The sequence below is a fragment of the Coprococcus sp. AF21-14LB genome (assembly GCF_003458885.1).
Taxonomy (GTDB): Bacteria; Bacillota; Clostridia; order Lachnospirales; family Lachnospiraceae; genus UBA9414.
Window position 1 is genome coordinate 14,471 of the sequence record NZ_QRVX01000027.1, and the last position, 20,030, is coordinate 34,500.

The window sequence follows — 20,030 nt, forward strand, 5'->3', positions numbered from 1 at the left end:
TATTCTGCATAGAGAATTCTACACAAGCAACTCCCACAGATCTGCCAGCGAGCGTACCGTCTTACCACTTCGCTCCATACATTCCTTCGCATGGAACATGGAGCTTAAAACAGACTCTTCAATCACTTCGGCGGATGCCGGAACAGGATATCCATCTGATCATCGTGAAGCATCCGCATAGGCAGGATACCCTCACTGCATGTATGGGGGATTCTGTTCGCAGTCGTGAATGCAAGCGCAATATCACCGCTTCCATTCATCATATAAGAACCTTCTCTCCCAAGTCCAATCGCACAACGGCGCAGATTCGCTTCAGCTGCCGCTCATTCAGCGGAGCATCTGTGGCAAGAATCATAATGATCGATCCTTTATCCCGCTCCTCAAAGCTTTCCTGCTGCTCTTCTTGCGAAACTTCTGTCCGACCTTCCTTTGATATCTCTTCACTGATTCTTCGTCCTGCTACAAGAAGATCCCGATACAGACCATGGTTACTTAAAACAAGCGCACCGAGAGTATATTCCTGTCCACCAATCTCAAATGTACGGGAGGCAGAACCAATTCCTCCTTTTAGCTGATGACATACCATCCCGCGCCCGGCGCCGACATCACCTTCTGCAAATTCCTCTGATGCCCGCGCAATTGCCTCTCTGGCATGCGCTTCTGTTACTGCTCTTTTGCGGATATCATTAATTCTTCCATCATTGCACTCGCATACGACCGGATTCACAGTCCCCGTTGTGCGTCCAATTTCCGTATTCTCATCCAACATATAATCAATCAGACCATTGGCTGCAGCACCCACGCCAAATGTATTTGTCAACAAAATCGGCGTCTCAAGAAAGCCATTTCATCCACTTCCACAAGCCCGATTGTTTTTCCAAATCCATTCAGCACCTGACTGGCTGCCATTACTTTATCCTGAAACAGATTCCCCGGATGGGGCAGAACTGCTGTTACACCAGTGTGTGTATTTCCATTATCAATCGTTACATGGCCAACTCTCACGCCTTCTACATCCGTGATTAAGTTTCTCCTTCCCGGTTTCATTTCTCCAATGTTAAGTTTCCATCGTTTGCTAAGTCCCATGATGCTTTATCCTTCCAAATTTCTTAATTTTAAACGCCTTTATGCCCATGCATAAATAGGCTCTTTCTCACTCCAGACAGCAATTGCCTCTTCTACCTTCGCCAACATTTTTTCCTTATCTTTCGGCAAAATACCTCTGACACGCACTTCCACAAAATCGTGGAATCCATCATAACTAAGTTGGTCTATCTCTAATAGTTTCAGAAGCCTTCGCTCTTCTTTTAGATTCTCCACCTCATCTGCCGGAACAAAATTCCCCGCCTGAATTTCCTTATAAAGCGGCGCCTTGTCGTGTAAAAAGAGTGAAAAATTTATTACTTTTCCCGGTTTTGTTCTATTAAAAAACTCTGCTGTCTTCTCCGCATTCTCCAGTCCCCGTCCTGCTCCGGCAATTCCTGTCATCATATGTGCGTTATAAATCAGCCAGCTGTTTTAACCCTTTCAATCTCCCGGTAAGCTTCCGTAAGCGTATGATCCTTCTTCATAAAGCGAAGCACATCATCACAACCGCTTTCTATTCCGAGATAAAGATTGCGAACCCCTTCTTCAAACAGACGCTTCAGCTCTGTATCGCTCTTTTCACGAAGATTCGTTACTGTCGCATCCATATTGATCTCCGTACATGCCGGGAAATGTATATGAATCAGTTCCAGAATCCTCAGCAAACGTTCCATCGACATCCCAAATGCGTTGCCATCTCCGAGAAAAATCTGTTTCGGATTGCCTCCTGCTTCCTTTACCCGCAGGATTTCCGTTTCGATCTGTTCCATCGGAATCTCCCGATACTTCAAATGTTTAAACAGGGTACAAAATGTACACAAATTATAAGAACAGCCCACCGCAACCGGAAGCATATAGGAAGAACGTTCCATTGGCGGTCTGCATATTTGACCTTCATACTGCATATAGACACCTCCCTGATTCTGAACAAAATTTTCTCTTTTCAGTATATCATACCTGCGGAAATTGTCTATTATTTAGAAAATTTTCTAAATAGATATTGCATTTTCCGTTTTACTGATATATATTATATTTAGAAATATTTCTAAATAGTTTTATTTATGTTCGAAACGAGGTGAGAATTTGTCATTTGCCGATACTTTCAAAGCACTTTCCGATCCTGTCCGGCGTGAGATCCTTCTCATGCTAAAAGACGGAAAAAAACTTCCGGCCGGAGAGATTGCCGAACAATTTGATATGACACACGCAACAATCTCCTATCATTTATCACAATTAAAAAAAGCCGGATTAGTAACTGAAACCAAATATAAAAATTATGTCTATTATGAAATCAACGTCTCTGTATTCGAAGAGATTATGCTATGGTTTTCACAATTTAAGGAGGACTCATAATGAAAACAAAGAAAACCTTACTGATTATTACAACACTTGTATGTCTGCTGCCAATGCTCATTGCCGCCTTCGTCTATCAGGAGCTTCCGGCGCAGATTGCTACTCACTGGGGCGCAGACGGAACACCTAATGGCTACTCATCCAAAGCTTTTGCCTGCTTCGGATTACCGGCACTCATGGCTGGACTGAATATTTTCCTTAATATTGTTTTGGATAATGATCCAAAACGCAAAAATGTCAACAACCGTATTTTAATAGTTTCCAAATGGTGTATCCCGGTTGTTTCACTTGTTGTATCTACTCTGACTCTTGCTTTTGCACTTGGCTACAAAGTTTCCATTAGCCGGATCACACCTGCAATGGTCGGTGTGCTGCTGATCGCGCTTGGCAACTACCTTCCAAAATGCAAACAAAATTACACCGTGGGAATTAAACTCCCCTGGACGCTCAACAGCGAAGAAAACTGGAATCGCACCCACCATCTGTCCGGATACTTGTTTATTCTGGCCGGAATTGTTATGACAGTCACTGCGTTTATTCCAAGTGCCGCTTTTCTTACATTGCCATTTATCCTCATAGCGGCCTTCATACCAATGATATATTCCTTTGTATTGTTTAAAAAAGGTATTTAAATTGAAAAATGGCAGGAAATCCTAAATTCCCTGCCATTTTTCTATCCACTGTTCTTTTGTCATCAAATTTGTATGACCAATCCTTGTCTCATTCATCAAAGGAACCGGCACATCATTACAAGTATGATGGTAAACAAATCCCAGTTTCTCCTGTACCCGCTTTGATTTATAATTGCCATCATAATATCCACACCAGATTGCAGACATATTAAGAGTTTCAAAACCGTATCGTATCAGTTCCTTTGCCGCTTCAGGCATATATCCTCTTCCCCAAAACGGTTTCCCAAGCCAATATCCCAGCTCACATTCATCATCTCGATCTGTCATATCGGTATGTCCGTTTAATTTCAGTTCGATAGATCCTATCGCGATGTTATTAGATTTTTCACAAATTGCATAACATTCTGCACTATTAAGAACATTTTGAATAACCCTCAGGCTTTCTTCTACATTTTTATGGGGAGGCCATCCGGCAATCGGTCCTACCTCAGGATCTTTTGCGTATTCATATAGGCTTTGTGCATCAGACACGTCCCAGGGACGTAATAGCAGCCTTTCTGTATGTAATATCATATCACACACCTCCAAATTCATCTATTGTTGTCTGCTTCTTGCTTTCCCGACTTTTTTCTTTAAAATCAGCAATCCAAACACTAGGAAAACCGGGAAAATTGTAGCTGTAAGCAATCCTGTTTTCAGATTACCGCCTGCCATTTCAGAAAGACTTCCTACCATAGCAGGACTTACCATAGCGCCCAAATCTCCTGCTAACGCCAGAAATGCGAACATTGCAGTACCGCCTCTTGGACATTTCTGCGAGGATATGCTGATAGATCCCGGCCACATAATACCAACTGCCAAACCACAAAAAGCACAGCCGGCAAGTCCGAGAATCGGCAACGTGGAAAGGGACGCCACCAAATAACATCCGGCACACATAATTCCACAGCCCAGCATCACCTTGATCAGATCAAGTTTTTCACTGAACTTTCCGTACAGCATACGGGATATCCCCATAAACATTGCAAACAAACACGGTCCAGCTAAATCACCGACTGTTTTAGATACACCGATAGCAGATTCGGTAAATGCAGATGCCCATTGTGCCATAGTTGCTTCTGATGCTCCCGAACAAACCATAAGTATTATCATCAACCAGAAAACCGGTGTTTTCAGCAGTTTGCGAATACCCATACTCTTGCCGTCTTCAATCAATCGTTCGATCGGACAGCGAATAAAGTTAAATGTGTTATAGAGCGGCACCAATGCCAGATAAAAGTAAGTATCTTCCAGTTTTCTACGCCAAATACAACAAAGAAGAGCGTAGAACCCAAAATAACTCCCATTGCGCCCCAGCAATAGAAGGAATGTAATAAACTCATCATTCCATCTTTATTCTCAAAAGGACAAGCTTCAACGATAGGACTTACCAAAACCTCAATAAGACCGCTTCCTATAGCATAAAGTACTACTGAAATCAAAATCCCCATAAACGGTAAAGGAAGCACTTCCGGCAAAATTGCCATAAACACAAGACCTACCGATGACAATACCTGAGATGCAACCACGCACATACGGTAGCCTACTTTGTCGGCAAATTTAGTAGCCGCAAGATCAACGAGCAATTGCGTCAAATAAAATACCAAAGGAATCATTGCAATCTTTTCAAGAGTGATTCCGTAAGTGTTTTTGAATGTTAAAAATAATAGTGGAGCAAAGTTGGCAGATATAGCTTGTGTCACAAAACCAAGATAACAGGCTATAAGTGTTTTTTTGTAATTCTTTTCTTTTGTCATGATGATTCCCTTCATTTTTAAACAATAATTTCTTAATTCTAATCATAACATCATGACACTTGTTAAAAAAGTCACAAAAGAACCAATATTAAGCACTATTTACCCATATCACTCTTTTGACTTGGAGCATATCCATATCTTTTTTTGAATTGACGGCTAAAATAATTTACCGAGTTAAAACCGCAGGCATAGCTGATCTGTTGAAGTGTTTGTGTTTGTTCACGCAATAACTGACGAGCTATTTGAAGTCTATATTGAATCAGCATAGCCACCGGAGAACACCCCATATATGTCTGAAAACATCGCCCGGCTTCGCTGCGGCTAATATCTGCAGCTTTGGCAATGTCCTCAAGCGTTACCGGTTCAGCATAATTTTCATAGATATACGTCAGCATCTTTTGAAGACGAATTTGATTATTGATCTGTATCCGTGTTGCCTTCGCCTTCGAAAGTTCTGTGAAATTACTGGATATAAATTCAAATATACCGCTAATATTGCGCTGTACAGCCAATTCATAGCATGGGGCTTTCTCACTCATTTTCCTGTAAGTGTCTTTGATTAAACAGTTAATCTCGCTGTGGAAACGGTCGTGATGCCGAAATACAACAAACGGCAACGAATCGCATTGAATAATCGGACGTATGTATTTTTGATAAATAGTACTTGCTTCCGTAGCCAGAAGTGTTCCTGAAAATACGATATTTGGCATCGGATCTGCCACAGTACCGGCTAACTGTCTTATCCCATGCAGCATATTTCCATTAATAAATACACTATCGCCCGCTTCCAGTATGATGTGCTGCTCCCCGACTTGATAATCTAAAGTTCCGCATTCCGCCGTTGCAATTTCAAAATCAGGATGCCAATGTAAAGGTCCTGCCCAGTCAGGCAAATCAGCAAGTTCATCATGAAAATAGGTAATCGGAAATTCTATAGCATTGTGCGGTATATATTCTCTTAATTGATGATCAAGAATTATCGGCATATCTTTGACGCTCCCTTATGATTATTTAGCCTCCAGACATCCCACTCCATTTCATTATCCACAAATTGTGGGATCTGGAGGGATTATTCCCACGCATTGCAGGAACTTCAAATATTCTTATTTTAGATAGTATTCGCTCTGTAACTGCAGATAATAGCAATATATTCCGGCTCAAATTATAAGCGTTTTTGCTTGGAAAGGCAACATCATAATGAAATTCTTTTATCCGTATCTTGTATCAATGATTCATCATGTGTAACCATAATTACTGTTTTTCCCTCTGCATTCATTTCATGCAAAATCTTCATAACAAGCTGTCCATTTTTCCTATCCAACGAACCGGTTGTTCATCAGCCAATATAAGTTGGCAATTTTTCAGCCGCAATCTTGCTAATGCAATACGCTGTTGCTCTCCTCCGGAAAGAGAATATACTTTTTGTTTTAGCGCCTTTTCCATTCCAACAGACCTTAACGCTTCTTGAACAGAAACTTCTGTTTTTCCTTTTTTGTGAATCATTTTTAGATTTTCTTCTACCGTTTTTTGCTCTACCAATCCAAAGTTCTGAAAAACAAAACCTACAATATCACGATAATATATTTGTAGATTCTTTTGATTTGTAATTTCCAATCCTGCAACGCTAATCTTACCGCTTGTTACAGGTTCCAATCCGCCAATCATATTTAGCAATGTTGTTTTTCCACAACCGCTTGCGCCTGTTATAACCACGAAATCGCCTTGTTCCATGTCACATGAAAAATTACCAAATAATCGCTTTTCCCCAAAATGTTTATTTACATTTTTTATTTCCACAAACTTCTTCATCTTAGATTCCTCCTTTGATAACCCTTTGAATCTCAAGATGATCATATTTATGTGTAAGATGAACCAACACCATCAAATCTACACACCAAACAATCAAGCTGCCATAAATCATATATGGAATCATGCCTCTTCCTGTAATCAGGAAGAGTACGAGTGAAAAAATCAAGGCAAATCCACACAATATACCGGATAAAATGAAAAATTTCCGATAACGTTCAAAAATAGAATATCCTAAAACCTTTTTAATTGTCAGCTCTTTCGCTTTTGTTTCATACGCAATTCTTAAAATCAATGCTGTAATTTGAAACTCTAAAATCAGCAGCAAAACAGTTAAGATAATTGCAATAAGAAGACTTCTGTTTTGTAATGACCACAAACCTTGAAACCATTCTCTGATATTTTCAACAGAAAACTCTGTAAGTTCCGGCTTTATCACTTCTCCAGCACAGACACTTGCAAAATTTTCAATGCTCTGTCTGTCATCTTTTACTGAAACAAATTGCATTAAATACGGAGCATTATTGAAAATAACTCCATCAATTTTTTCTCTTTTGTGCAAGGAATACTTAACTTCATATGTTGACAATTTTCCGTAATCATAAGTATCAAGAATGATAATTGGATTTTTAATGCAATATGAATAGTCATATTCGCTGTCACGCCTGCCTTCTGCAACAACAGAAAGACCATCTTGATAAGTCAAAATCCCCGCCAAATTTTCCTCAGATAAAGAAATTGTATTGGAAAATGACAATAATTCTTCCCGAACCTCTTCCTGATTCATCTTTTCGGATACCAATATATAATTCCCCTCTGTTTTGCACAGCTCGTTCCAATTTAGAATTTGGTCTTTATATTCCTCTAAACCTTGCAAATTCGCGTAAATATATTTTTCTCCATACAAAGGGGCAACTTCATCATAAGAATGATGATAAAGTAAACTGCAATCAAGGTGTTGATAACTATATCGCAAAAAATTATCTGTAACTTGGTCTACTGTGTCAATCGGTGGATTATCGCTCGTTTCTCCCTCATAATATTCTATTTTTTCATAGCTATATGGATAATCAATATCCACATGAACCTGATTTTTCTGAGAATTATAATATTGCTTTTGTGAATACAGTTTGTATCCCTCAACAGATAAACCAATCGTAACGGAAATGACAACAACCATTAAAACTGCAACAAGTCCTTTTAATCCTGCCCCCATCACTAATACTCGGTTAGACACCGGTATCTTTATAGGTGTCATTTTCTTCACCTTCATGCTACACCAAATAAGTACACTATTTATTGTCAACATAATAAATACACAAAGGATAGTTGTCGGCAACTCAAATGATGGCGTAGTAAAAGGCAATAACAATATAAATGCCAAAACCGTTGATATAGAAAGTCCGATTACATCTGAGAAAATCTTATAAAATTGAAGAACTCTGTTTTCAGCACCTAAAATAATACGAATTGATTGTTCTTTCTTTCCATAAGCAACATCATATAGTGTTAAAAGAATGATGCAAAGCAATACGACTGCCCACGTTCCACCTACCACAAATTTTGATGTCGCAGCAGTAGGCTCATTGCGAAAAGCCCCCGAATACTCAACCATATCCGGATAAACCATATCGTATAACTCTTCAGGTGATTTATTGAGATACCAACAATTCTGCATATTTTTTTCAGTTGCGTTTTCAAATGGTTCAAAATAAAAAGCAGTTGTTCCCGAAAAGAAGGATTTTATAATTCCATTTTCAATATTCCAGTCTTTTTTCAAATATTGTTTAACCGTTTCATCTCCGTACACCGTAATTGTTCGTGAAAATGCACCGCCATCTTCCTTGTCCAATGCAAATACGGCAGTATTAAATTCTTCTGCTTTTTTCCGTATCTGCTCATTCATTTTTTCTTCTGATTTACCGGTAGGAAGATAATATCCAACTTGAGTATATTTGTCTTGAAAATTTTCCAAGAAGAAAGTATAACTTTCTCCAATAAACAAAAAAGCAGCAAGAAATAAGAAAAATGCAATGATATATTTGGATTTTTTCACACTAATCTCCCCATATCAGCTCCGAATTTTCGGCTATCAAAGCTGTGTCTTGTTCCGAACCATCTAACTGAAATTCCCCATAATAAATCTGATCAATTTCGTCTGTTTTGCCTATAAGAAAGGTGTCTCTAAAATTATCGCTTTCAAAGATAGGTTGAATATATTCTGACCACGGTGTCTTATAATAGTAGAATATCGTTATCTTTTTTTCCTCTCCGTTTATAACAACTGTTTCGGGAGCACAAGATACTGTTCCTCCTAAATTTTCACCTTGATAAGTAGCATAAAGTTTTCCGTCTATTTCGTTAATAGAAATAATTTCATTATCATACGGAATAAAAGTTTTTGCCAAAGTCGCATAAGAATATAGGCCTACAACAAGAAGAATAGTAGCAATCATAGTACTTATAAAAATAATCACTTTCTTTTTCATAAAATGAGCTTTCAGTTTTTTGAATGCTTCAGCTTCAGAAAGCTGAATATTTTTAGTTGTCGGTAAAACAATATCTTGTTTCAATTCTTCTGCTTCCTTCTACACGAATCACAGAAACTTAAATGTTCCTCTACCATTTCTTTTGTGGCATTACTTACAACATCATCTAAATAAAGAGGAAGGACATCTTTAATAATATCACAGTTAATTTTTTTCATGCTCTATCGCCTCCATATATTCTAATATTTGTTTTTTTGCCCTATAAAAAGTTACCCTTGCCCAGCTTGAACTTTTCCCAAACAATATCCCAATTTTTTCAAATGGTAATTCGCCAAATACCCGCAGACTAAACACTTCTTTATATGGTTCGTTCATATTATGGAGAAATTGGTGAATGAGAAAAGCGTTTTCTTCCTCTGAAAACTTCTTTGCTAAATCAATTTGCACATCTGCAATATTTTCAGATATTTCCTCATCTGCATAAATTTTTCGCCTTTTACAATATGTATAATATGTATTCTTAGCAATCGTAAATAGCCATGCTCGAATATCCTTTGCTCCATCAAATGTATCTATAGATTTTAACACTTTTGCGAAGGTTTCTTGTGTTATTTCTTCAGCAATATCTTTATTCGCTGATAGACTACATAAATACAAAAAAACATCTCGAAAGTACAATTTATAAATTTGCTCGAAGTCCACGCCTCTCTCCCCTTTCACTCTATTAACTATCAAGTTCAAAAAATGTTACAAACTTTTATCAAATTATTTTCTAACTAAAAGTTTATTGTACTTGTTAAGAAATCGCAAGTACTGCATATTATATCTGATTATGAAATTCAAACAGATTCTGTATAAATCATCTCCACCTCTACAATCCTTTCAAAGCGCTCCTGTGTCCGTATGCTCCGCCACAAACTTCGCAAGTTGTTCATCCAGCCCTTTCCCTAGCTGACTGGCAGAAACAAATTTTTGAGCAAGTAGCATAAAGACGACAAAAAGCCCTTAGCTATGAGTTTCATACCCACAGCTAAGGGCTTAGTTTATAATATGGATTCGTTCAGAACCGCCTGTCAATCATTCTCTAACCATAAAACCACCGGATTACAAGAATAATAGCTCTTATGTAACTGTTATCAATTTGTTATGAAAAGACTTTTGAAAATACTGCAAACCCGCATAAACACTGAGTTTTTACGATACTCCAATGTCGTTTAACAAATCCCGTTAGCGTCTCCCCGAATTTCTGTCCGACTTTCTAAACGAGTTTCCACCGGAATTTCTTTTAAGATTTACCTTTATAAAAATCCTCTATTCTTCGCTTCTTCGATTAATTTAGGTTGAATACATGGATATGTCCAATTATCAACTAAATTGTCTACAATTACAATTCGTTCTATCTCACTATGTATTTCCTCAAAGCTAAATATATTTGCCATAAATAGCATTCCAAAAGTTTCTGTATGAATATTTTCATTCACTCTAGTTTTACCCTTAACAGAATATATACAAATTGGTTCAATTATAAAATCTATTGCTCCAGTTTCTTCTCTTAATTCACGTCTTGCAGTTTCTAAAATTGTTTCTCCATCTTCTCTATGCCCGCCTGGAACTTCAAGTGTATCTCTTTCTTTATGCTTACAAAATACCCATTTTCCATTTGTTTTAGAAATAATAACAGCAAATTTCAGCATTTTATCATCTATATTATCATAAAAATTAACTTCTACCATAAAATCCCCCATACTAATGAAATCTATACTTAGTTTCAATCTGTTTTCTCTTTATTTTTAATTATACAACTTCCAAATTTCATCGTAAAGTGAAAAGCAAGCCGTTTTCAGACTTGCTTTCCACCATATCACTTTCCTTATTGATAAATCATTTCTTTATCCGCACACACTCTCTCACTTGTACATTATTCATTCTCCCGATCCACTCTAAGGTATCCTCTGCCTTTAACTGTTCTGTGATCCCCTGTGCCTGTTCTTCTATATCAGCCAAGCTATATAAGCCACATAAGCATGATAGGATATTTCCATACACTAAACACAAGTTTGAGCATGAAATGAGACGAGGTACGCAAGACGGAGAAGTGAAAAAGATTAGGCTGAATGATCTCCGACATAGCCATGCCAGCTTGCTGAAATTGTTTTTAGTTCCATATTAGTTCCATTAACAAAAAAGAAAAGCCGATTTCCTTTGTAAATTCAAAGGATTTCGGCTTTCACTATTTTATTCCCATTCAATTGTCGCATTCGGTTTCGGACTCATATCATAGCAGACGCGATTTACATTCTTAACTTCTTTCATAATTCGGTCTGTAATCTTCAATAAAATATCCCAGTCAATTTTCTCGATTGTTGCTGTCATAGCATCCACTGTATTTACTGCACGGATAATAACCGGATACTCAAAGCTTCTTGCATTGTCACGCACACCAACTGATTTAAAGTCCGGAACAACTGTAAAATACTGCCATACAGTTTTATCCAAACCTGCTTTTGCAAACTCTTCACGAAGAATCGCATCTGATTCCCGCACTGCTTCGAGTCGCTCCCTTGTAATCGCTCCGAGGCATCTTACACCAAGTCCCGGTCCCGGGAACGGCTGTCTATATACCATATCAGCAGGAAGACCAAGCTCTATTCCACATGCGCGAACTTCATCTTTGAATAACTGTTTCAAAGGCTCTACCAGTGCAAACTGCAAATCCTCCGGAAGACCTCCTACATTGTGGTGGGATTTTACCATCTTCGCTGTCTTTGTTCCGCTTTCTACAATATCCGGATAAATTGTTCCCTGTCCAAGGAAGTCAATGCCTTCTAACTTACGGGCTTCTTCTTCAAATACACGGATAAATTCTGCTCCGATGATCTTACGTTTTTCTTCCGGATCTGCAACATTTTCCAGTTTTCCTAAAAAGCGCTCTGTTGCATCGACATAAACTAAATTTGCATCCATTTTATCGCGGAACTGTTCCACAACACTCTCGGATTCTCCCTTTCTCATCAGACCATGATTTACATGTACACAAGTCAGCTGCTTGCCAATTGCCTTAATCAAAAGAGCTGCCACAACAGAACTATCCACACCGCCGGATAATGCTAAAAGAACTTTCTTATCTCCTACTTGCTGGCGAACCAGTTCAATCTGGTCTGCAATAAAATTCTTCATATTCCAGTTTGCTTCCGCATGGCATGTATCAAATACAAACTTCTTCAAAAGTTCCATCGTCTCTTCTTCACATGTTGGGAATGCCTCTAACTTTGTCTCACAGAGCGCTTTCTCATGAGCTACTGCCATAACCGGATATCCTGCTTCATAAATCTCAGCGTTAACATCAATTTCCTCCCCATCAACGATATGGTTTGGACCACCATAAATAATAATTCCTTTCACATTCGGCAGTTTTTTCAATTCTTCCACTGTAATATCATGCGGATAAATCTCACTGTATACGCCAAGCGCACGAATCTGGCGTGCCAATACTGTATTTTCTGTACTTCCTAAATCAAGGATAACAATCATGTCCTGTTTCATTTTTTAATTCCTTCCTGTTTATTATTTTTTATTCAGTTGCTTTTTACTATCTGTTCACTTAACAGACTGCAATACATTAATGCATCTTTTCTTCTACGACAGCGGAAGCCACCGTAAAATTTTTTGGATTTCCACATCCCAAAAATCCCAGCAATGGATTCCGGCTGATTCACGATAAGTTATATCAAATCCCATTTTCTTGAACTGCTCTACCGCCTTCTTCTGAGACGCATACAAAAAATCTTCTGTACCACAGCACTCGTATAACTTCGGGAGTGGTCTGCCAGATTTCTTAAGCTCCTCTGCCAGCTTCAGCAAATCATTTTCAGAACCTTTCACCTGAGAAAGTGAGCCAAAAATGCCTGTCCAAAAGCTTTCATCAATAGAAGCATTAATATTTCTCTCCAACACATCTTGAACATCTAGTGCAGCCGAAAGTCCTGCCGCATATCCAAATGTCTCCGGCTTAGTAAGCGCAAGCTTGAATGCCCCATAGCCTCCCATCGAATTTCCTGCAACAAACGTCTCTTCTCGCTTATCCGACATATTGGGGAAAAACTCCCTGCAAAGAGCCGGAAGCTCCTCCGCCATATACTTCCAGTATTTCTGCCCATAAGCCGTATCCGTATACCAACTCAAATCCGCATTCGGCATTACTACTGCAATTCCAAGACTGCTGACATAGCGCTCGATTGATGTTCGCCGATTCCAACAAGTATGATCATCCGACATCCCATGAAGCAAATATAACGTCGGATATTTTCCTCCGTTTTTTGCCCCTGAAAGCCCAATTTGCTCTTTCGTCCGCTGTGGTAAGATTACGTCCAGATTCACACATTTGCCAAGAACATCTGAAAAACAATTCACATGCAATAAAGCCATCTTTTCGTCTCTCCTTCAATGTTTTATGAATCTTAAAACAATAATACTCCGGTATTTCTTCCGGAGTTACTTTCATATTTGTTATTATAATCGATTTGTCTAAAGATTTCTACGATAAAAATAAGAAATCCCAAAATTTTTCTGGCATTTTACATCATATCAGCAAAAATTTTGCCCATTTTGAAACTCCATAAAAATTTCTATAAAAAAATTTAAAATGAAATGCAACAAATTGGATAAAATAATACTCATAATATATATACTAAAATTCGAAAAATATAGGAGGTTCTTGTATATGAACAAAAAACATTTATGGAGTGCTATACTCGCAGCAACATTGCTTATGCTAACAGTTGGGTGCTCCACTGCCAACACTGCCAAAAAAGAAAATACCAAAGAGTCTAATGATACCGAAAAAGTAACCGGTATCTACCTCACTTATGGAGAAAATAATTCCAATTACATTTTTGCTGATCCTGAACAGAATACACTGTTTCTTGCTGAGATTCCGGAAGATAAACTGTATGATCAGGAAGGTAACAAAATTTCACGCTTTGATCTAGAGGCTGGTTCTACACTTGAATTATACGGAAAAGGTGCGATGACCATGAGTATTCCTCCTCAGTATAGTGGCGTATCTAAGGCTGTCATCGTCAAAGACAGCGACGCTGCCCTTGCTGAAAAATATCAGGCGCTTGTTGATGAACTCTATCCAGAATCAGATCCTTCCGAGATCCCATATCTCACTATCGAAAATACCCAGTCTCTCGGATATGTTTCTACTTCCGTAGACCCATTTTCCTATCGCTGGACCGGAGGTAATAGCGCTGACGATACATCCAACCAGATTCTGGATCCTTCTCCGGATGCCGTACTGCCGGAAATCATCAACGATACCGAGGATAAGCATTTGACATTGTTATTCTCTTCTCGCCCGGATACTCTTTCTGTAAAGAAACTCAGTTCTGACCTGTCTTCTTCAGAGGATATCTCTGTAGAAAGCAATGACCAGGGATTCATAATTAATATTGCAGACTCATCAGACGATATAATATATGAAGCAGAAGGTACTTGGGAATATGGAACCGTTGTCTATCGTTTCCTTGTCAAAGGCTCTGCCGCAAACTAATCATTAACTTTAAACACAATACTTTAAATATATTCTATTTAAAATGAGGCTGATGCAAAAACCTTTCCGGTTCAAATCATTTCTAATGATCTCGCATCAGCCCCATCTATATATTATCTGTCCCCACCAAACAATCTATTTATAAATTGCAGCTTACCTAAGCATTGGGCGGGCAGAATTCTTGTAAAGTATAAAATCTCTTGCATCCATGAATGACAGATAGTCAAAATTACATTTGTTTTCTCACAATCTTATATTCATCATCCAGTTGGAAATAAGGACATTCCCGCACAGAATTTGTCATAAAGCGCATCATTTCATCCTCATCCAAATTCACTTCACAAATATAATACTCATAGTCTTCATCGTACACATAATTGCTGCAACACTCACAATTTGTCACGACTTTCTTAGTTCCTTTATTCATAAACATCCCTCTGTTTCAAAACTTATAATGAAAAATATCCGTATTTCTCCTGCAGAAAACACAGCAATCCTTCGCATCCGTCCACAACATCTTTATAAGTCTCATCAAAATTACCTGTGTACCACGGATCTGCAATATTTCCTTTGCGTGCTGTAAAATCAAGAAGTTTATACATCTTCTTATCCGGATCCGTGCCAAGCATTCTGTGCATATTGCGAATATTCGCTCATCCATTCCTATAAGGTAATCATATTCCTCATAGTCTGCTTTGGTTATCTGCCTTGCCCGGTGATCTCCACAATAAATCCCCTGTTCCTCTAGCTTTTTCCTTGTTCCATAGTGAACCGGATTGCCAATTTCTTCGCGGCTGGTCGCAGCTGAATCAACATAAAATTTATCGTCAATATTTTTCTTTTTAATCATATCTTTAAAAACATACTCTGCCATAGTCGAACGGCAGATGTTGCCGTAGCAGATGAAAAGTACTTTTATCATAAAATTTTTCTCCTGATTTATCTCGGTTTATCTTAATTTTTTCTAGGTTTTATGCGGGTTTGCGCGATTTTCGCTTCTGCCGCTTCCTGTGCTCTAGCCAGCTTCTCCACCTCTTCCTTCGCATCATCCAATTTTAAATGTGTGTAAGTATTCAAGGTCACGGAGATATCACTATGCCCCATCAAATATTGGAGCACCTTTGGATTCATACCTGACTTCGCCATATTACTGCAGTAAGTATGGCGGCACACATGCGGTGTGATCTTCGGAAGCTGTACTCGATAAATACTGTTGTACTTGTCTACAGCGTGCTGGAAATACTTTTCCCAATGCATTGCTACCATCGGCTTCTTATCCTTATCAAAGCAGAGAAAACCAGAATAGCCATCAATCATCAGCTCAACTTTCAGCTTCGGTCTTGCAGCCAGAATATTCTTGAATGCCTCATACACATCATCCGTCATCGGAATCACCCGTTTACCGGCATAAGTTTTGGTGGTATCAATGTACACCAAGGTTCCCGTCTTCTGGAGCTGATGATCAATATTGATGGTTCTGTTCTCAAAATCCAGATCCGATAACGTCAGTCCTGTAAATTCCGAAATACGCATCCCGGTCTTGAACAGGATGTACATTCCATCATAATACTTGCGGTAATGTGTGTCGTTCTTAATGAAATTCAAGAAAGTTCTTTCTTCCTTTTTTGTAATCGCTTCACGAGTCACTGAGTCGTTCACCAGAACGGTTGCCAGCTGAAACTGAAAAGGATTCTTCCTTAACAAGTCATCATCTACTGCCATCTGAAATGCAGGTCTCACCACACCTCGAATGGTATGAATAGTAGAAAAGCTCTTTTTGTCTTCCTGCTGCAGCTTGATCAACCACGCTTTTGCATCAGAAAATTTCACTTTATCAATACGCCTGCTTCCAAAAGGATCTGCTTTCAGTACATTGATGACAGTTTCATATCCTGCTCGTGTGGTATTCTTAACTCCTGTCTTCTGGGAAATATACTTTTTCACCAGGCTGAGTACCGTATGACCATCACCCTCAGGAATGATGTCATCATCAATATCCCACTGAGCCTTCTTTTCTAAATCTCTCAGTGCTCCATTATCTTTTTTGCCTTCCGGTACTGTATCTGTCCTCACCAGTTTCCAGCTGTACAGCACTGTGTCTTGCCATTGGCATCCACATAGCGATACATATATTTACCATCAGGCCTTTGGCTCTCTCCTGTGCGAAGAATTCGATTCTTATTATCGCGTCGTTTTTCGCTCATATCGTCTCTCCTTTCACTTGGGAGAGCCCTGCTGACAATTACTTTTATGATGAACATGGGAATGTATGCGCCCATGTCCTTAAAAAGGATATCACAAACAAGGCTCTTCGGCTACCATAATTTGAAAAATTCTTCCCGTCAGATGGCATTCATCTGACTGTCCACATACTTTTCAAATTGCTCACGTTTAATAAGAGCACGATTACCATTCCATATAAGAAAATCTTCATCGGCATGCTCTTTGCAGAATATGCGAAGCTTCTTATAGCTGAGCCCGAAATACTCTGCGGCTTCTTCTGGCGTCAATGTGTACTTTTGCCACCAGGGCAATACTGCGTCTTTTCCTACCATTATTTTCTGTACCTCCTTCTGCTTTTGAAGGAATCATAAAAGCCAAACAAACCACCTAATGACTACTTTGGGATTTTAAAATCAAAAAAGCTTCCTGTATACTTTAAATAAGCCAAGAAATTGACAACAAAAAATACCTCAAGTAGCTTTACAGCCTGCCTTTCCACACCATTCTCAAACACATGGTTTGATGTTTTCATCAAATGATTCCCGTGGTCAATTCCCACATAATAAATTCTTTTCTCTTCCATAAACTCATGCCTCTATTCTCTGTGTCTCCGCATGTTCAAACGCGATATTTTCCTTTGCATGTTCCAGACGTACACGCTTGTTGTAATCAATTGTTGCAAACAAATCCTCTGTTACAATCTCATCTGCTGTCATTGCCGCCTGCATGTTTTCCTGAAATGTTACCTGAAATCCTTTTTCTTCCAAAGTATCCAAACCAATTCCTCTTACCTTGCTTATTCCCTGTAAAACAGTGTCATACAGTTGCCATGCATAATTCTCATATTCCGCTGCTTTATCAAAAAGTACCCCTTGCATAAAATACTTGTTATACAGATAACGGTCATTCTCCATCAAAACTCTGAGATAACGGTGTCCATACTTTCCAAGACTTGCATAACTTCTCGGATCCGACTCTCCCAAAATCGGATAAAACAATCCATCCACCTCTTTGTACTTAATACCACACTGTTCTGCAATTGTAGGTGCTGCAGTCACCTTTGCTTTTTCTTCCATAAAAAATTCTTTCTGCGCCTTGCGCCTTAAAAACATCGTTATTTGCCTTAACGCCAGCCCGCGGAGAGTTACTGCTCTCAAATGTTCTGCCATGCAGAAAATCCTCCTTTCTCATTGCCTCTTGCGAAGCTATGTATAAATGCTGTCCACACCTGACAGTTAAATTATCTGTAACGCCAGAACACACAAAAATCACCAATCCTTCCTAATCGACTGCTGCCTTAGCAAACACAAGAAATACTCTTGCAACTAGCCCAAACACCAATAATGTCAGTTTCGCCAGTTCCAGTACACACCGAAGCAGGAACAACACAAGCCATACCATAGCCTTTAAAACATTCAGTAAAACTCTGCCAATAAATTCTAAAATCATAAATTCAACTCTCCTTTCCACCCATCGGGAGCCACCTGAAAAAAGGGTATAAAAAATAAGACCATATTGACTTCAATATGGAACCGATTAAATCTTCGATTCTCTGTGTCAATTTAGTCCTATCAGTAAAAATACCTGTTAAGTTTTCCCATCCGGAGCCAATCCGGACATTTATCACATGGAAACGTCTAGGACCAGGCTTCCGAAACCCTTGTAAATCCTGGGTTTCTTCCACCTGTCACAAATATACCACGTTCCCCTGTCGCAGAAATCAACAACGCTCTATCTTCGCCAGATTCGTAAATCCTTCGAAGATTATTTATAAAGCCCACTTGCATAGAATTTGGTTGCAGACGATATACATCAAAAGCTGGAACTTCCGCTTGTTTCGCAATTTCTTTCTGTCTCTGGATAATCTTATTCTTTGTATAAACATTCGTGTAAGCTTCAATGAACTGCTCGAACGATAAGGATTGCTGCGCATTCCACAACTGTTCGAATTCCGCTACAACATTCTGTGTATATTCACCTTGTTCTGTAGAAACAATCTTTGTATTCCATTCACGATTTGTTGTAAGCGCACTAAGGGTCATATTAGAACTTCCGACAATAATTCGGTACATTTCTTCTTTCTTGAAAATATAACCTTTTGTATGGAATCCCTCTTTCGCATTCTCTGTTACAAACATTTTCAGCTCAATATTTGTAAAGTTTGCAAGGATACGAAGCGCCTTCGGATCGCTGAAAGTTAAATAATCTGTTGTAAGAATTTTTCCTGGAATATTTCGCTGCTCTAATTCTCTTAGCGTTTGAAGAAGTGGTGTAATCCCTCCCACAGTGATAAATGCAACACTAATGGCAAATTCTTCGCATGACAAAAGCTCATCTTCAATAGATGAGATAACCTTTCGCCCTTCTTTGTAGTTGTTCGATACAAACTGTGGCTTATAGGCCAGATTTGATAAAGTATTTTGATTTATAAAAGCTGTTGTTAAGCCTTGTTTTAATTGAATAATTCTTTCATCCCTCATAATCCACATACACTCCATAAGTGTAATTTATATTTATCGACAAAGAACAGTATTGTCCTTATCAATTTCATCTTAGAAGCATCTCTTCTTTCAAGCCAAATGTTTGATTGACTCTTCTGTCTCTCCCTGCCTGATATATTTTTCAAGTTCAAACTGCTCTCTCCTATTTTCTGCGGAATCAATAAAATCATTACACATATCTTAGCACTTTACTAAGATATGCTCAATTGAATTTTGAAAATTGCAATATTCAATTTCAATATTATAGATTTTAAAAGGTACAACTCCACAAAATATGTTTTATCTTTCCAAACCCAAAACAGTTACTCCAAATTGGCATACTCTATGATTCGTTATAAAAAAATGATAGCTCTTGAACTGCACATCCAAAAGCTATCCCTTTACCTCATTTCTTCAAACGCTACATCTCCACCATCCATCTCATACATAACCTTTTCCCATTCCTCCCTACTAATTCGCTTCTTCTCCAATCTGTACCATTTTAATCTCCATTCCGCCGCCTTTCAGTCGGCGGCACAAATAGTAATGAAAGATTTTCAATCTCCTTACTCTGTGCAATAATAGTTTCAAGAAGCTATACTACAAAGCAC

At 38.6% G+C, this 20,030-nt stretch carries 20 protein-coding genes and 6 pseudogenes; 3 read left to right on the forward strand and 23 right to left on the reverse strand.

Annotated elements, in window-relative coordinates; all coding sequences use genetic code 11:
- Positions 1 to 122 precede the first annotated feature (122 nt).
- The 3 genes and pseudogenes from DWX73_RS15745 to DWX73_RS15755 all read right to left on the reverse strand — a co-directional run bounded on the left by DWX73_RS15745 (position 123) and on the right by DWX73_RS15755 (position 1,991).
- Positions 123 to 1,086, reverse strand: a pseudogene (locus DWX73_RS15745) (DmpA family aminopeptidase).
- 39 nt (positions 1,087 to 1,125) lie between these two features.
- A complete protein-coding gene (locus DWX73_RS15750; protein WP_330413556.1) occupies positions 1,126 to 1,491 on the reverse strand; it encodes a hypothetical protein in 366 nt (121 codons plus the stop codon).
- Positions 1,492 to 1,505: 14 nt separating this feature from the next.
- The gene (locus tag DWX73_RS15755) at positions 1,506 to 1,991 is read right to left on the reverse strand and encodes a radical SAM protein (protein WP_330413557.1); all 486 of its coding nucleotides are present in this window, start codon (positions 1,989 to 1,991) and stop codon (positions 1,506 to 1,508) included.
- Between the two features lie 178 nt (positions 1,992 to 2,169).
- Here DWX73_RS15755 and DWX73_RS08045 point away from each other — a divergent pair, with 178 nt between their 5' ends.
- Together DWX73_RS08045 and DWX73_RS08050 are read left to right on the forward strand one after the other, a co-directional pair.
- Positions 2,170 to 2,439, forward strand: coding sequence for an autorepressor SdpR family transcription factor (locus tag DWX73_RS08045; protein ID WP_118348321.1), 270 nt, complete (start codon positions 2,170 to 2,172; stop codon positions 2,437 to 2,439).
- A complete protein-coding gene (locus tag DWX73_RS08050) occupies positions 2,439 to 3,071 on the forward strand; it encodes an SdpI family protein (RefSeq protein ID WP_118348322.1) in 633 nt (210 codons plus the stop codon). The genes DWX73_RS08045 and DWX73_RS08050 overlap by 1 nt, the downstream gene beginning before the upstream one ends.
- Before the next feature lie 21 nt (positions 3,072 to 3,092).
- On the opposite strand, the gene DWX73_RS08055 is transcribed toward DWX73_RS08050, so the two are convergent.
- The 12 genes and pseudogenes from DWX73_RS08055 to DWX73_RS08115 all read right to left on the reverse strand — a co-directional run bounded on the left by DWX73_RS08055 (position 3,093) and on the right by DWX73_RS08115 (position 13,587).
- Complete coding sequence (locus tag DWX73_RS08055) at positions 3,093 to 3,644, reverse strand: GNAT family N-acetyltransferase (RefSeq protein ID WP_118348336.1); 552 nt, start codon at positions 3,642 to 3,644, stop codon at positions 3,093 to 3,095.
- Positions 3,645 to 3,665: 21 nt separating this feature from the next.
- Positions 3,666 to 4,867 (reverse strand): annotated as a pseudogene (locus tag DWX73_RS15535) (MFS transporter).
- A gap of 95 nt (positions 4,868 to 4,962) precedes the next feature.
- Positions 4,963 to 5,853 (reverse strand): AraC family transcriptional regulator, encoded by an 891-nt coding sequence (locus DWX73_RS08065; RefSeq protein WP_118348323.1) that lies wholly within the window; start codon positions 5,851 to 5,853, stop codon positions 4,963 to 4,965.
- Between the two features lie 304 nt (positions 5,854 to 6,157).
- Entirely contained in the window at positions 6,158 to 6,676 is a 519-nt protein-coding gene (locus tag DWX73_RS08070; RefSeq protein WP_330413560.1) for an ATP-binding cassette domain-containing protein, read from the reverse strand.
- Position 6,677: 1 nt separating this feature from the next.
- Positions 6,678 to 8,729: a hypothetical protein gene (locus DWX73_RS08075; RefSeq protein ID WP_118348324.1), complete on the reverse strand. Its 2,052-nt coding sequence runs from the start codon at positions 8,727 to 8,729 to the stop codon at positions 6,678 to 6,680.
- Between the two features lies 1 nt (position 8,730).
- Positions 8,731 to 9,246, reverse strand: a complete 516-nt coding sequence (locus DWX73_RS08080; protein ID WP_118348325.1) for a hypothetical protein — start codon at positions 9,244 to 9,246, stop codon at positions 8,731 to 8,733.
- Positions 9,243 to 9,380, reverse strand: a complete 138-nt coding sequence (locus DWX73_RS08085; protein WP_118348326.1) for a zf-HC2 domain-containing protein — start codon at positions 9,378 to 9,380, stop codon at positions 9,243 to 9,245. Before DWX73_RS08085 ends, DWX73_RS08080 begins: the two co-directional genes overlap by 4 nt.
- Positions 9,367 to 9,864 (reverse strand): RNA polymerase sigma factor, encoded by a 498-nt coding sequence (locus tag DWX73_RS08090; RefSeq protein ID WP_118348327.1) that lies wholly within the window; start codon positions 9,862 to 9,864, stop codon positions 9,367 to 9,369. The genes DWX73_RS08085 and DWX73_RS08090 overlap by 14 nt, the downstream gene beginning before the upstream one ends.
- 596 nt (positions 9,865 to 10,460) lie before the next feature.
- On the reverse strand, positions 10,461 to 10,895 hold the full coding sequence (locus DWX73_RS08095) for an NUDIX hydrolase (RefSeq protein ID WP_118348337.1): 435 nt from the start codon (positions 10,893 to 10,895) through the stop codon (positions 10,461 to 10,463).
- 148 nt (positions 10,896 to 11,043) lie between these two features.
- Positions 11,044 to 11,151: pseudogene (locus DWX73_RS14020) on the reverse strand (TnpV protein); the annotation flags it as partial.
- A gap of 246 nt (positions 11,152 to 11,397) precedes the next feature.
- Positions 11,398 to 12,705, reverse strand: a complete 1,308-nt coding sequence (gene guaA, locus DWX73_RS08110) for a glutamine-hydrolyzing GMP synthase (protein WP_118348328.1) — start codon at positions 12,703 to 12,705, stop codon at positions 11,398 to 11,400.
- A gap of 93 nt (positions 12,706 to 12,798) precedes the next feature.
- Positions 12,799 to 13,587 (reverse strand): alpha/beta hydrolase, encoded by a 789-nt coding sequence (locus tag DWX73_RS08115; protein ID WP_118348329.1) that lies wholly within the window; start codon positions 13,585 to 13,587, stop codon positions 12,799 to 12,801.
- A gap of 295 nt (positions 13,588 to 13,882) precedes the next feature.
- Between DWX73_RS08115 and DWX73_RS08120 the strand changes: the two genes are divergently transcribed.
- A complete protein-coding gene (locus DWX73_RS08120; RefSeq protein WP_118348330.1) occupies positions 13,883 to 14,716 on the forward strand; it encodes a hypothetical protein in 834 nt (277 codons plus the stop codon).
- Between the two features lie 229 nt (positions 14,717 to 14,945).
- On the opposite strand, the gene DWX73_RS08125 is transcribed toward DWX73_RS08120, so the two are convergent.
- The 8 genes and pseudogenes from DWX73_RS08125 to DWX73_RS08155 all read right to left on the reverse strand — a co-directional run.
- Entirely contained in the window at positions 14,946 to 15,143 is a 198-nt protein-coding gene (locus DWX73_RS08125) for a DUF6472 family protein (protein ID WP_118348331.1), read from the reverse strand.
- 22 nt (positions 15,144 to 15,165) lie between these two features.
- A pseudogene (locus DWX73_RS08130) lies at positions 15,166 to 15,638 on the reverse strand (low molecular weight protein-tyrosine-phosphatase).
- Positions 15,639 to 15,670: 32 nt separating this feature from the next.
- Positions 15,671 to 16,920, reverse strand: a pseudogene (locus DWX73_RS08135) (tyrosine-type recombinase/integrase).
- 138 nt (positions 16,921 to 17,058) lie between these two features.
- Positions 17,059 to 17,271 carry an excisionase gene (locus DWX73_RS08140; protein WP_118348332.1) on the reverse strand — a complete coding sequence of 71 codons (213 nt, stop codon included), beginning with the start codon at positions 17,269 to 17,271 and terminating at the stop codon, positions 17,059 to 17,061.
- 62 nt (positions 17,272 to 17,333) lie between these two features.
- Positions 17,334 to 17,522, reverse strand: a complete 189-nt coding sequence (locus tag DWX73_RS08145) for a hypothetical protein (RefSeq protein WP_118348333.1) — start codon at positions 17,520 to 17,522, stop codon at positions 17,334 to 17,336.
- A gap of 4 nt (positions 17,523 to 17,526) precedes the next feature.
- Positions 17,527 to 18,108: a TnpV protein gene (locus DWX73_RS08150; protein ID WP_118348334.1), complete on the reverse strand. Its 582-nt coding sequence runs from the start codon at positions 18,106 to 18,108 to the stop codon at positions 17,527 to 17,529.
- Between the two features lie 112 nt (positions 18,109 to 18,220).
- Positions 18,221 to 18,388 carry a hypothetical protein gene (locus DWX73_RS13550; RefSeq protein WP_158556836.1) on the reverse strand — a complete coding sequence of 56 codons (168 nt, stop codon included), beginning with the start codon at positions 18,386 to 18,388 and terminating at the stop codon, positions 18,221 to 18,223.
- 257 nt (positions 18,389 to 18,645) lie between these two features.
- Positions 18,646 to 19,419: pseudogene (locus DWX73_RS08155) on the reverse strand (phospholipase D-like domain-containing protein); the annotation flags it as partial.
- Positions 19,420 to 20,030 lie beyond the last annotated feature (611 nt).